At 62.5% G+C, this 11,437-nt stretch carries 13 protein-coding genes; 12 read left to right on the top strand and 1 reads right to left on the bottom strand.

Going from position 1 to position 11,437, the window contains the following annotated elements:
• Positions 1 to 112 precede the first annotated feature (112 nt).
• The 6 genes from ATO7_RS08375 (at position 113) to ispF (ending at position 5,476) form a co-directional block, all read left to right on the top strand.
• Positions 113 to 1,765, top strand: coding sequence for a CTP synthase (locus tag ATO7_RS08375; RefSeq protein WP_083561230.1), 1,653 nt, complete (start codon positions 113 to 115; stop codon positions 1,763 to 1,765).
• Between the two features lie 2 nt (positions 1,766 to 1,767).
• Positions 1,768 to 2,607 carry a 3-deoxy-8-phosphooctulonate synthase gene (gene kdsA / locus ATO7_RS08370; protein WP_083561229.1) on the top strand — a complete coding sequence of 280 codons (840 nt, stop codon included), beginning with the start codon at positions 1,768 to 1,770 and terminating at the stop codon, positions 2,605 to 2,607.
• 105 nt (positions 2,608 to 2,712) lie between these two features.
• Positions 2,713 to 3,996, top strand: coding sequence for a phosphopyruvate hydratase (eno, locus tag ATO7_RS08365; protein WP_083561228.1), 1,284 nt, complete (start codon positions 2,713 to 2,715; stop codon positions 3,994 to 3,996).
• Positions 3,997 to 4,035: 39 nt separating this feature from the next.
• Complete coding sequence (locus ATO7_RS08360; protein WP_083561227.1) at positions 4,036 to 4,308, top strand: FtsB family cell division protein; 273 nt, start codon at positions 4,036 to 4,038, stop codon at positions 4,306 to 4,308.
• Positions 4,308 to 5,006: a 2-C-methyl-D-erythritol 4-phosphate cytidylyltransferase gene (ispD, locus tag ATO7_RS08355; RefSeq protein ID WP_083561226.1), complete on the top strand. Its 699-nt coding sequence runs from the start codon at positions 4,308 to 4,310 to the stop codon at positions 5,004 to 5,006. Before ATO7_RS08360 ends, ispD begins: the two co-directional genes overlap by 1 nt.
• Complete coding sequence (ispF, locus tag ATO7_RS08350; protein ID WP_083561225.1) at positions 5,003 to 5,476, top strand: 2-C-methyl-D-erythritol 2,4-cyclodiphosphate synthase; 474 nt, start codon at positions 5,003 to 5,005, stop codon at positions 5,474 to 5,476. The genes ispD and ispF overlap by 4 nt, the downstream gene beginning before the upstream one ends.
• Before the next feature lie 3 nt (positions 5,477 to 5,479).
• Here ispF and ATO7_RS08345 read toward each other — a convergent pair whose 3' ends face one another.
• Complete coding sequence (locus tag ATO7_RS08345; RefSeq protein ID WP_083561224.1) at positions 5,480 to 6,046, bottom strand: Smr/MutS family protein; 567 nt, start codon at positions 6,044 to 6,046, stop codon at positions 5,480 to 5,482.
• Positions 6,047 to 6,109: 63 nt separating this feature from the next.
• Between ATO7_RS08345 and surE the strand changes: the two genes are divergently transcribed.
• From surE to ATO7_RS08315, 6 genes are all read left to right on the top strand, one after another.
• The gene (gene surE, locus ATO7_RS08340; protein ID WP_083561223.1) at positions 6,110 to 6,856 is read left to right on the top strand and encodes a 5'/3'-nucleotidase SurE; all 747 of its coding nucleotides are present in this window, start codon (positions 6,110 to 6,112) and stop codon (positions 6,854 to 6,856) included.
• Between the two features lie 26 nt (positions 6,857 to 6,882).
• The gene (locus ATO7_RS08335; RefSeq protein WP_240499462.1) at positions 6,883 to 7,524 is read left to right on the top strand and encodes a protein-L-isoaspartate(D-aspartate) O-methyltransferase; all 642 of its coding nucleotides are present in this window, start codon (positions 6,883 to 6,885) and stop codon (positions 7,522 to 7,524) included.
• A gap of 22 nt (positions 7,525 to 7,546) precedes the next feature.
• Complete coding sequence (locus ATO7_RS08330) at positions 7,547 to 8,122, top strand: YqaA family protein (RefSeq protein WP_083561221.1); 576 nt, start codon at positions 7,547 to 7,549, stop codon at positions 8,120 to 8,122.
• 14 nt (positions 8,123 to 8,136) lie between these two features.
• A complete protein-coding gene (locus ATO7_RS08325; RefSeq protein WP_158523117.1) occupies positions 8,137 to 8,853 on the top strand; it encodes a peptidoglycan DD-metalloendopeptidase family protein in 717 nt (238 codons plus the stop codon).
• Between the two features lie 116 nt (positions 8,854 to 8,969).
• Complete coding sequence (gene alaC, locus ATO7_RS08320) at positions 8,970 to 10,151, top strand: alanine transaminase (protein WP_083561219.1); 1,182 nt, start codon at positions 8,970 to 8,972, stop codon at positions 10,149 to 10,151.
• Positions 10,152 to 10,159: 8 nt separating this feature from the next.
• The gene (locus ATO7_RS08315; protein ID WP_083561218.1) at positions 10,160 to 11,434 is read left to right on the top strand and encodes a homoserine dehydrogenase; all 1,275 of its coding nucleotides are present in this window, start codon (positions 10,160 to 10,162) and stop codon (positions 11,432 to 11,434) included.
• The last annotated feature ends 3 nt before the right edge of the window (positions 11,435 to 11,437 follow it).

Genomic DNA, 11,437 nt, shown 5'->3' with positions numbered 1-11,437 from the left:
TTCCATTGAAATTAATTGCTTAGGTTGGTTTTTTCGGGTTTGATGGCGGGCCTGCACAATTGTCCGATGACAAGCCCATCAGCTAAAATGAGCGGATAATTTCGGAGCCCCCATGAATCACCAATCTGACACGCGTTTCGTTTTTGTCACCGGGGGCGTGGTGTCTTCGCTGGGCAAGGGTATTGCGGCTGCTTCGCTTGCGGCTTTGCTCGAATCGCGCAAGCTGCGCGTTGCCATGATCAAGCTCGATCCGTATCTCAACGTGGATGCGGGCACCATGAGTCCGTTCCAGCACGGTGAGGTCTATGTGACACAGGACGGGGCGGAAACCGACCTTGACCTGGGCCACTACGAGCGTTTCCTGCGCAACAAAACCAGCCGCCACAGCAATTTCACCACCGGCCAGATCTACTCCAATGTGCTGGAGAAAGAGCGCCGTGGGGACTATCTCGGCGGTACTGTGCAGGTCATCCCGCATATCACCGATGAGATCAAGCGCTGCATTCTGCAGGGCGGTGAAGGGGCCGACATCTGCATGGTCGAGATCGGTGGCACCGTGGGTGACATCGAGAGCCTGCCGTTTTTGGAGGCGATCCGTCAGTTCGGCGTCGAATACGGCCCCGAGCGGTCGATGTTCCTGCATCTGACCCTGGTGCCCTACATTGGCTCATCTGGCGAGATGAAAACCAAGCCCACGCAGCACTCGGTCAAGGAACTGCGTGGCATCGGGATTCAGCCCGACATCCTGATCTGCCGCAGTGATCGCGAGATGCCGGCCAACGAACGGCGCAAAATTGCGCTGTTCTGCAATGTGCCCGAGCAGGCGGTGATTTCGGCCACCGATGTCAAAGACATTTACACCATCCCGACGCACTACTACGAGCAGGGTCTGGACGAGCTGGTGGTCAAGCGTTTCGGTCTGGATGCGCCGGCAGCGGATCTGTCCGAGTGGGCGCATGTTATCGATGCGGCCGAGCGCCAGGATGCCGAGGTCAAGGTCGCCATGGTCGGTAAGTACGTCGACCTGGCGGACGCCTACAAGTCGGTCAATGAAGCGCTGCACCACGCCGGCATCCATACCAATACGCGGGTGCGTATCAACTATGTCGATTCCGAACGCTTGGAGTCGGAAGGCATCGAGCAGCTGGCCAGCGCCGATGCGATATTGGTCCCCGGCGGCTTTGGTGAGCGTGGCGTCGAAGGCAAGATTGCCGCGGTGCGCTACGCCCGTGAAAAAGGCGTGCCGTATCTGGGAATCTGTCTGGGCATGCAGATCGCGGCGATCGAATTCGCCCGTGATGTGGCAGGGCTTGAAGGCGCGCACAGCACCGAATTCAATGCCGAAACCCCGCATCCGGTGATCGGCCTGGTGACCGAATGGCACAACCCGGATGGCAGTGTTGAGCAGCGCAGTGCACAGGACCGCAAAGGCGGCACCATGCGCCTGGGCGCGCAGACCTGTCATCTGCACCCGCAAAGCCGGGTGCGTGCGTTGTACGGCAGCGACGAAATCGTCGAACGTCACCGTCATCGCTACGAGTTCAACAACGCTTACCGTGAGGCCCTGGCCAGCAAAGGCATGCTGTTTGCCGGCGAGCAGCACGAAGATCAGCTGGTCGAAATCATCGAGCTGCCGGATCATCCGTGGTTCGTGGGTTGCCAGTTCCACCCCGAATTCACCTCCACGCCGCGTGACGGGCATCCCTTGTTCCGTGGTTTCATCGCTGCGGCGCGTGAGCGCAAGCTGGCCCCGCAGGAGGCTTGAGCATGACCGCGATTGCAGGCTACGAGGTAGGGCTGGACCAGCCGCTGCTGTTGTTGGCGGGGCCGGACACACTGGAAAGTCTGGACATGGTGCTGGAGGTTGCCGGGCATCTGAAGGAGGTCACCGCCAGACTGGGCATCTCCTACGTGTTCAAGGGCAGTTTCGACAAGGCCAACCGCAGTTCGCACAAGAGCTACCGTGGGCCGGGCATGGACGAAGGTCTGCACATGCTGTCCGAAGTCCAGCGCCAGATTGGTGTGCCGGTGATCACCGATGTGCACGAAGACACGCCGATCGAAGAGGTCGCCGCTGTCGCTGATGTCATTCAGACCCCGGCTTTTCTGTGCCGCCAGACCAATTTTATGCAGCGCGTGGCGTTGGCCGGCAAACCGGTCAACGTCAAGAAAGGACAGTTCATGTCGCCCTGGGAAATGGGCAACGTGGTGGCCAAGATGCGCGAGGTTGCACCCGAAACACCGGTGATGTTGTGCGAGCGTGGGTTCTCGTTCGGTTACAACAACCTGGTGTCGGACATGCGCGGACTGGCGGCCATGCGTGCCACCGGCTGCCCGGTGGTGTTTGATTGCACCCATTCGGTCCAGTTGCCGGGCGGGCAGGGCAATGCCTCCGGTGGGCAGCGTGAATATATTCCGGTGCTGGCCCGTGCGGCGATCGGCGCCGGGGTTTCCGGTCTGTTCATGGAAACCCATCCCAAGCCGGACGAAGCGCTGTGTGATGGCCCCAATTCCTGGCCGCTGGCTTTGGCCGAAGCGCTGCTGACCCAGCTGGCCGCACTGCATCAGGCGGTGCAGGCTGCGCCGCTGGCTGAAGATTTACTCTGATTTGTTTGTGAACCGCCATGTGCAGATCGCACAGGGCCTGAATCAACCCCGAAGTGCGGCGTTATGGCCGAACACTTCGGCTATTGCTTGAGTGGGAGTCACCGTATGAGCCGTATTGCCAAAGTACATGGGCGTGAAGTTATTGATTCACGCGGAAATCCGACCGTCGAAGCGGAAATCACCCTGGACGATGGCAGCTTTGGCCGCGCTCTGGTGCCTTCGGGCGCCTCAACCGGTGCGCGCGAAGCGGTCGAATTGCGCGACGGTGATGCAGCCCGCTACATGGGCAAAGGTGTATCCAAGGCTGTGGCCAATGTGAATGGCGAAATCGCCAAAGCGGTGGCCGGTCTGGATGCCGCGGATCAGGCCAGTGTCGATCAGACCATGATCGAGCTGGATGGCACCGACAACAAGTCGCGTCTGGGCGCCAACGCCATTCTGGCGGTGTCGCTGGCCGCGGCCCAGGCGGCGGCGGTTTCACGCAAGCTGCCGTTGTTCCGCCATCTGGGCGGTGAGGCGGCCAACACGCTGCCGGTGCCGATGATGAACGTCATCAATGGTGGCGCACATGCCGACAACAACGTCGACATTCAGGAGTTCATGATTCTGCCGGTGGGTGTGGAGAGCTTCTCCGAATCGCTGCGCGTGGGCACCGAGATCTTCCATCACCTGAAGAAAGTGCTGAATGCGCGCGGGCTCAACACCGCCGTCGGTGATGAGGGTGGCTTTGCGCCCAACCTGCCGTCCAATGCGGCCGCGGTTGAAACCCTGGCTGAGGCGGTCGAGGCGGCCGGCTACGGGCTGGGCAAGGATGTGCTGCTGGGGCTTGATGTGGCCAGTAGCGAGTTCTACAAGGACGGCATCTACACGCTGGCCTCGGAGAACCGTCGTTTCAACAGCGCTGAATTCTGCGATTACCTTGCCGAGCTGGTGGGGCAGTTCCCGATCATCACCATCGAAGACGGCATGGCCGAAGATGACTGGGACGGCTGGAAGTTGCTGACCGAACGCCTGGGTGGCACCACTCAGCTGGTCGGTGATGACCTGTTCGTGACCAATCCGGCGATTCTGGCCGAGGGTATCGAGAAGGGTGTAGGCAACTCGATTCTGATCAAGGTCAACCAGATCGGTACCCTGACCGAAACCCTGCAGGCCATTGCCATGGCCGACAAGGCTGGTTACTCGGCGGTGGTTTCGCACCGCAGCGGGGAAACCGAGGACGCGACTATCGCGGATCTGGCGGTGGCGACCACCGCAACCCAGATCAAGACCGGATCGCTGTGCCGCTCCGATCGCATCGCCAAATACAACCAGTTGTTGCGCATCGAAGAAGCGCTGGGCAGTGCCGCGCGCTACCCCGGTCTGTCTGCATTTCCGGTCAAAGCCTGAAAAAACGCCGACATCGCGGCCTTTTGCTAAACTGCGACCATGCCGCGTTCGACCTGGGTAATCATCGGTGCGGGGATCATCTACCTGCAGTACCGGCTCTGGATAGGGCCGGGCGGCTGGCTTGACGCTGCCGATCTGAGCGCTCAGGTCGAGGCCGCAGCCACCCACAACACCCAGTTGCGGGTGCGCAACCAGGCGCTTGAAGCCGAAATCGAGCGGCTGGAAACCGACCCGGATGCCATCGAATATCACGCGCGGGCGGATCTTGGCATGGTCCGCCCCGGTGAAACCTTTTATCTGATCGTTCATTGATGAATTCGGGTTTGTGGGCGATCGTGCCCGCCGCGGGCGTAGGGCAACGCCTTCCAGGGGATGTGCCCAAGCAATACCGTATGCTCAATGGCCAGCGCGTGCTGGACCACTGTCTGGCCCGTTTGCTGGCGCAGCCGCGCATCAGCGCGGTCATGCTGGCGCTGAGCGCCGACGACACACACTGGGCAGATTGTGCTCATGCCGAAGATGCGCGGGTGCACACTTGCGTGGGCGGCGCTGAGCGGGCCGATTCGGTGCTCGCGGCGCTTAACGCGCTGATGGCGCTGCCGCAGCCTCCGGCCACAGACAGCGGCGTGTTGGTGCATGATGCCGCGCGGGCGTTGCTGCCGGCTGATGCGCTGGCGCGCCTGTTGAGCACGCCGCCCGGCGCCGATGGGGCCTTGCTGGCGGTGCCGGCCCAGGACACGCTCAAACGCAGCCAGGACGCGCGCACCGTGGCTCAGACCATTGACCGCGGCTGCATCTGGATGGCGCAGACTCCGCAGTACTTTGAGTTCGCGCGGCTGCATCAGGCTCTGGAGCGGGCCTTGCAGCAGGGGCTTGCGATCACCGACGAGGCCTCCTGCATGGAGCTGGCCGGGTACGCCCCCCGTCTGGTGCCGGGCGATGCGCTCAATTTCAAGATCACCACGCCGTCGGATCTGCGTTTGGCCGAGGCTTTGCTGGAGCAGGCATGAGAGTAGGAATGGGTTTTGATGTTCACCGCTTCGGGCCGGGTGATTACGTCACCCTGGGCGGTGTTCGTGTGCCGCATGATAAAGGCGTGATCGCACATTCCGACGGCGACGTGCTGTTGCACGCGCTGTGTGATGCACTGCTCGGTGCAGCGGGGCTCGGCGATATTGGTCAGCACTTTCCCGACACTGATTCCAGCTACGCCGGTGCCGACAGTCGGGAGCTGCTCAAGACCGTGCTTGAGCGGGTGGGTGAAGCGGGTTGGCGGGTCGAGAATTGCGATCTGTGCCTGATCAGCGAGCGCCCCAAGTTGTCGCCGCACCGTGATCGCATTCGTCAGACCATTGCTGCGCTGCTCGGGGTGCCGCTGGATGCGGTGAACTTGAAAGCAACCACCACTGAAAAGCTCGGTTACACCGGTCGTGGTGAGGGCCTGGCGGCCCAGGCTGTGGCTTTGCTCGAGCGCGTCTAGGCTTTAGCCGCGGCGCAGCAGCACCAAGGTTGCGCCGTGCCCGCCGGCCCAGGTCGGGGCCGAACAGTAAGCCAGCACATCGTCGTTCTGACGTAGGCTGATCTCGACCCGGTGCTTGAGTACCGGCACGCCACGCGGTGAATGCAGGCCCTTGCCGTGAATGATTTTGACGCAGCGCCATTGGCGCTGCTGCGCGGTGATCAGAAAACTCTGCGTCGCACGGTGGGCCTCGTCGCGTCGCAATCCGTGCACGTCCAGGGTCGATTGAATCGCGAACTGCCCCCGGCGCAGCTTGCGCAAGATGGCCCGCGGCAGGCTGCCGCGACGAAATTCCTGCTCATCGCCGGTATTGAAATCTTCCGCATCAAACGGCCCGAGCATGGCTTCCTGCATGATCTCGGCGTGCTCGCGCTGGCGCCGCTCGTGTTGCCCCTGGGTCAGGTCGGGCGGCAGTGGGAGCGGCGCGCGCTGGCGTGCATCCAGCGGTTTGACCCGCGCCAGTTCGGCGCGCCACGCAGACAGCTCATCGCCGTCATCATCGTCTTGGCCAAATCCGTCGTGCGGCATCATCCTGCCTTTCTCCCGCGCCTCGTTGGGCGTGGCTGCGTTCAACTGATAATATTCGCGCCGCTTATGCGCATACTTCTCTCCAATGATGATGGCATACACGCGCCGGGATTGCGTGCACTGGCACGCGCCCTGGAATCGCTCGGGCAGCTCACCGTGGTGGCGCCGGATCGAAATCGCAGTGGTGCCAGCAATTCTCTGACTCTGGGTCGGCCGCTGCGGATCAACGAGATGCAGCCTGGCTGGTATTCGGTTGATGGCACGCCGACGGACTGCGTGCACCTGGCGATTACCGGGCTGCTTGATCATCGCCCTGACATCGTGGTGTCCGGCATCAACGCCGGCGCCAACTTGGGTGATGACACGCTGTATTCGGGCACGGTGGCGGCGGCGATGGAGGGGCGCTTCATGGGCCTGCCAGCCATTGCCGTGTCAAATGTCGGGTACCAGCCGCAGCACTACGATGCGGCGGCGCAGGTGGTGGTGCGCCTGTTGCAGGATCTGCCTTCACACCCCCTGCCACCCAGCAGCATTCTGAACATCAACGTGCCCGACGTGCCGTATGAGCAGCTGCAGGGCATCGAGGTGACTCGGCTGGGCTATCGCCATATTGCCGAGGACGTGGTCCGCGACAAAGATCCGCGCGGCCGACCGATCTACTGGATTGGCCCGGCCGGTGGTGAAGAGGATGCCGGGCCCGGCACCGATTTCCACGCGATCAATCAGAACAAGGTGGCCTTGACCCCGCTGCAGATCGATCTGACCAACCACAGTGCGCTGGATGGTCTCAAGGGCTGGGTCCCGGATCTGTGATCGGGCAGGGCGGCAAGCGCCGGGGTCTGACCCCGGAGTTTTATCGCGCCAAGTTGATTGAGCGTCTGGCGGCCAAAGGCATCCACGACGAGCGTGTTCTGGAAGCCATGGGGCGGGTGCCGCGGCATGAATTTGTCGATGCCGCCTGGGACTTGCGCAAATCCTACGAAGACACCGCCCTGCCGATTGGTCGCGGGCAGACCATATCGCAGCCCTTTGTAGTCGCATTGATGACTCAGGCCCTGCTTGAGGGGCGCGAGGCGCGTCACGTGCTTGAGGTTGGGACCGGTTGCGGCTATCAGACCGCAGTGCTGGCCGAGTTGGTCGACAGGGTCTACTCCGTCGAACGCATTCGGGCCTTGAATCAATCGGCCGAGCGCCGCCTGCGCGGCCTCAATTACATGCGGGTTTACCTCAACCATGGCGATGGTCATGAAGGCTGGGCCCAGCAGGCCCCGTTTGATGGCATCATCGTCACTGCTGCAGCCGCACAGGTGCCGGAGGCTTTGCTCACTCAGCTGGCGCCGGGTGGACGGCTGGTTATTCCGGTTGGTGCGCAGGATGGCCAGCAGCTGTGCCGTTTCACTCTCAAGCCGGATGGCGGACTGAGCCGCGAGATTCTCGCCGGAGTCAGTTTCGTGCCCATGCTGGCGGAAAAAATCGACTGACCCTGGCGGGACCCGAAAACGCATGTGGCTGAAACTTTATGACTGGGTGCTGCGCCTGTCCGCGCACCGCCGCGCCCCGGCCTGGCTGGCCGGATTGTCGGTGGCCGAATCATCGTTCTTTCCCATCCCGGTCGACGTGATGCTGGCGCCGATGGTGATGGCGCGACCGGAGCGAGCCTTGCCACTGGCATTGCTGACCACCGTGGCATCGGTGATCGGCGGTGTGATCGGGTTCTTCATAGGCTTGTGGTTGCTGGATGCCGCGATGCCGCTGATCATCGACATGGGGTATCTGCCAGCCTACGAAACCGCGCGCCTCTGGTTCGAGCAATGGGGTTTTTGGGCGGTTTTTCTGGCCGGATTCACGCCCATTCCATACAAGGTTTTCACCATCGCTGCCGGTGCTGGCGGCATGTTTCTGCCGCTGTTTGTCGCCGCCAGTTTGGTCGGGCGCGGCGGTCGCTTTTTTCTGGTCGCCTTGCTCGTGCGCTGGGGTGGCCCCAAGATAGAGCCTCACCTGAAGCGCTACATGGACCAGATCGCGTGGAGCACCCTCGCCATACTCGTGCTTGGCCTGCTTGCCTACCGTTACTGGTAGCGCTGTGCACCGTCGTGCTGACGGCCTGTTCAAGCAGCTGGGTGCGCTGGGAAGAGCGTGACCTGAGCTACACCGTGAAGCCCGGCGATACGCTCTACCGAGTCGCCTTTCAGCATCAGCTTGACCACCGTGATCTGGCCTGGTGGAACGGCATCGGCCGCGACGGCACCTTACAGCCCGGACAGATTCTGCGTCTTGACCCGCCGCTGCCGGGCGAGTTGCGGCGTCCGCATGTGCCCAGCAACAGCGGCGTTGTGTCTTCGCGTCGTCCGCCGGCCGAACCGGTGGCGCGACCCAGCACCCCACGTCCGGCCGCACCGGCGCAGCCGCGTGCCACGCCGCGTCCGGCCAGCGCGCCGGTGGTGGGACCAAAGCGCTGGCAATGGCCGGTGCGTGGTCCGCTGCTGGCCCGCTTTGCGCCGGCACAGGGGCGCAAGGGCATCGATATCGGTGGCAAGGCGGGTGAGACCATCGCTGCGGCGGCCGATGGCAAGGTGGTGTATGCCGGTGGCGCTCTCAAGGGCTATGGTGAGCTGGTCATCATCAAGCACGGCGAAGACTATCTGACCGCTTACGGCCACAATGCCAAGCTGCTGGTGCAAGAGGGACAGCAGATCAAGGCGGGGCAGGCCATTGCGACCATGGGCCTGGGGCCGCAGAACCGGCCGCTGGTGCATTTCGAGATTCGTCGCCTGGGTCAGCCGGTCGATCCTGAGCCACTGCTGCCCTAGCGCGAGCACCCCAATCTCAACATTCGGGGCGTTCTTGTCTTTGCAACTCGCCCCGGCCCTAGCCGCGAGCGCCGCTGCAAGATAAAATCCGGCCCCTTTGCCCACTGATTGCTGCAATGCAAGACAAATTCCAACGCATCGAGCGTCTCCCGCCTTATACCTTCAACGTCGTCGGCGATCTGAAGAAGGCGGCGCGAGCGCGTGGCGAGGATATTGTCGATATGAGTATGGGCAATCCGGACCAGCCCACGCCGCAGCACATTGTCGACAAGCTGGTTGAAACGGCCCAGCGCGGTGACACCCATCGATACTCGGTAAGCCGCGGCATTCCGCGTCTGCGCAAAGCCATCTGTGACTGGTACAAGCGCAAGTACGATGTGGATCTGGACCCCGAATCCGAAGCCATCGTCACCATCGGCTCCAAGGAAGGTCTGGCGCATCTGGCGCTGGCGACATTGGGTCCTGGCGATGTGGTGCTGGTACCCAATCCGGCTTACCCGATCCACCCCTATGGAGTGGTCATTGCCGGTGCCGATGTGCGCCACGTCAAGATGGTGCCGGGCGGCGATTTCTTCCACGAGCTGGAAAACGCGATTCGCGAATCATGGCCGGCGCCGAAGATGATGCTGCTCAACTTCCCCTCCAATCCGACCGCCGATTGCGTTGATCTGGCCTTCTTCGAGCGGGTGGTGGAAGTGGCCAAGGAATACGGCCTTTGGATCGTTCAGGATCTGGCCTATGCCGAGTTGTGCTTCGATGGCTACAAGGCACCGTCGATACTGCAGGTGCCAGGCGCCAAGGACGTTGCCGTCGAGTCCTACTCGTTGTCCAAGACTTACAACATGCCCGGCTGGCGTGTCGGCTTCATGTGTGGCAATCCGACCATCATCGCCGCGCTGGGGCGGATCAAGTCGTATCTGGATTACGGCACCTTTACGCCGATCCAGGTCGCGTCGATTGCAGCGCTGAACGGCCCGCAGGAATGCGTGACCGAGATCTGCAACATGTACGAGAAGCGTCGCGATGTGCTGTGTGACGGCATGAACGCAATGGGCTGGCAGGTCAACAAGCCCAAGGCCACGATGTTCGTGTGGGCGCCGATTCCGGAGCCGTTCAAGGCCGAGGGTTCGCTGGAATTTTCCAAGCGCCTGCTGGCTGAGGCCAAGGTGGCGGTGTCGCCGGGCGTGGGCTTTGGTCACCATGGGGACGATTACGTGCGTATCGCCCTGATCGAGAACGAACACCGCACGCGGCAGGCTCTGCGGGGCATGCGGCGGATGATGGAAAAAGCGGGATAAGGAATTCCATGAGTTTGAAAATCGGCCTGCTGGGCCTGGGAACTGTGGGCGCAGGCACGGTCAAGGTGCTGCGTGAGAACACCGACGACATCACCAGCCGGGCCGGGCGTCCGATCGAGATCGTGCGCGCGGCCGTGCGCGATCCGGCGCTGCCGCGAGACTGCGATCTGAGCGGTATCGAGCTGGACAGCGACGCCGATGCGTTGGTGGCAGATCCGCGCATCGACGTGGTGGTCGAGTTGATGGGCGGTATCGGTCGCGCCCGCGAACTGGTGCTGGCGGCGCTGGCCAACGGCAAGTCGGTGGTCACCGCCAACAAGGCCTTGATTGCCGAGCACGGCAAGGAAATTTTCGAGTGCGCCCAGGCGCACGGTCAGGTCGTGGCCTTTGAAGCGGCCGTGGCGGGCGGTATCCCGATCATCAAAGCACTGCGAGAAGGTCTGGTCGGCAACCGCATTGACCAGATCGCCGGCATCATCAACGGGACGACCAACTTCATTCTCAGCCGCATGGAAGCGGATGGTGCCGACTTCGCCGAGGTGCTGGCCGAAGCCCAGGCCAAGGGCTATGCCGAGGCCGATCCGACCTTCGACGTCGAAGGCATCGATGCCGGGCACAAACTGGCGATTCTGGCCACGCTGGCCTTTGATATTCCTTTGGCCACCGATCAGCTGCACACCATTGGCGTGGGCAAGGTCAGCGCCGAGGACATCAGCTTTGCCCGTGAGCTGGGCTATCGTATCAAGCATCTGGCGGTGGCCCGGCGCAGCGAAGCCGGTGTTGAGCTGCGGGTCGAGCCGACCCTGGTTCCGAAGAACGCGTTCGTGGCCAAGGTTGATGGCGTCATGAACGGTGTATCGATCAGCGGCAACGCGGTCGGCACTGCCGGCTTCTATGGTCCGGGCGCGGGGGCTTTGGCCACCGCATCGGCGGTGGTTGCGGATATCGTCGACGTGGCGCTCGGGCATGCCATTGCGCCACCGGCCATGGCCCAGGAAGTCAGCTTCGTGCCGCAGTCGGCGGTGGTCAGCGCGCATTATCTGCGGATGCGGGTGACCGATCAGTCGGGCGTGATGAAAACCATCAGTGGCATCCTCGCAGGCCTGGATATCAGCATCGAAGCGATGGTGCAGAAGGAGTCCTCCGAAGGGCAGGCCGAGGTCGTTCTGATCACCCACGAGGTCAGCACCGGCGCAATCACGCAGGCCATGGACGAACTGGCGGCGTGCGACGCCGTACACGGCGGCATCGTGCAGATGCGCCTGGAGCATTTGAGCGAATGAACA

The organism is Oceanococcus atlanticus, from assembly GCF_002088235.1.
GTDB classification, from domain to species: domain Bacteria; phylum Pseudomonadota; class Gammaproteobacteria; order Nevskiales; family Oceanococcaceae; genus Oceanococcus; species Oceanococcus atlanticus.
Note: the sequence above shows the minus strand (reverse complement) of the source record. Positions and strands in the feature narration are given on the sequence as shown.

What these genes read in the sequence shown, in the direction of transcription:
- eno (WP_083561228.1), top strand. Translation starts at nt 2,713, where the DNA reads ATGAGCCGTATTGCCAAAGTACATGGGCGTGAAGTTATTGATTCACGC.
- ATO7_RS08315 (WP_083561218.1), top strand. Translation starts at nt 10,160, where the DNA reads ATGAGTTTGAAAATCGGCCTGCTGGGCCTGGGAACTGTGGGCGCAGGC.
- ATO7_RS08375 (WP_083561230.1), top strand. Translation starts at nt 113, where the DNA reads ATGAATCACCAATCTGACACGCGTTTCGTTTTTGTCACCGGGGGCGTG.
- surE (WP_083561223.1), top strand. Translation starts at nt 6,110, where the DNA reads ATGCGCATACTTCTCTCCAATGATGATGGCATACACGCGCCGGGATTG.
- ispD (WP_083561226.1), top strand. Translation starts at nt 4,308, where the DNA reads ATGAATTCGGGTTTGTGGGCGATCGTGCCCGCCGCGGGCGTAGGGCAA.
- ispF (WP_083561225.1), top strand. Translation starts at nt 5,003, where the DNA reads ATGAGAGTAGGAATGGGTTTTGATGTTCACCGCTTCGGGCCGGGTGAT.
- alaC (WP_083561219.1), top strand. Translation starts at nt 8,970, where the DNA reads ATGCAAGACAAATTCCAACGCATCGAGCGTCTCCCGCCTTATACCTTC.
- ATO7_RS08360 (WP_083561227.1), top strand. Translation starts at nt 4,036, where the DNA reads ATGCCGCGTTCGACCTGGGTAATCATCGGTGCGGGGATCATCTACCTG.
- ATO7_RS08345 (WP_083561224.1), bottom strand. Translation starts at nt 6,046, where the DNA reads ATGATGCCGCACGACGGATTTGGCCAAGACGATGATGACGGCGATGAG.
- kdsA (WP_083561229.1), top strand. Translation starts at nt 1,768, where the DNA reads ATGACCGCGATTGCAGGCTACGAGGTAGGGCTGGACCAGCCGCTGCTG.
- ATO7_RS08330 (WP_083561221.1), top strand. Translation starts at nt 7,547, where the DNA reads ATGTGGCTGAAACTTTATGACTGGGTGCTGCGCCTGTCCGCGCACCGC.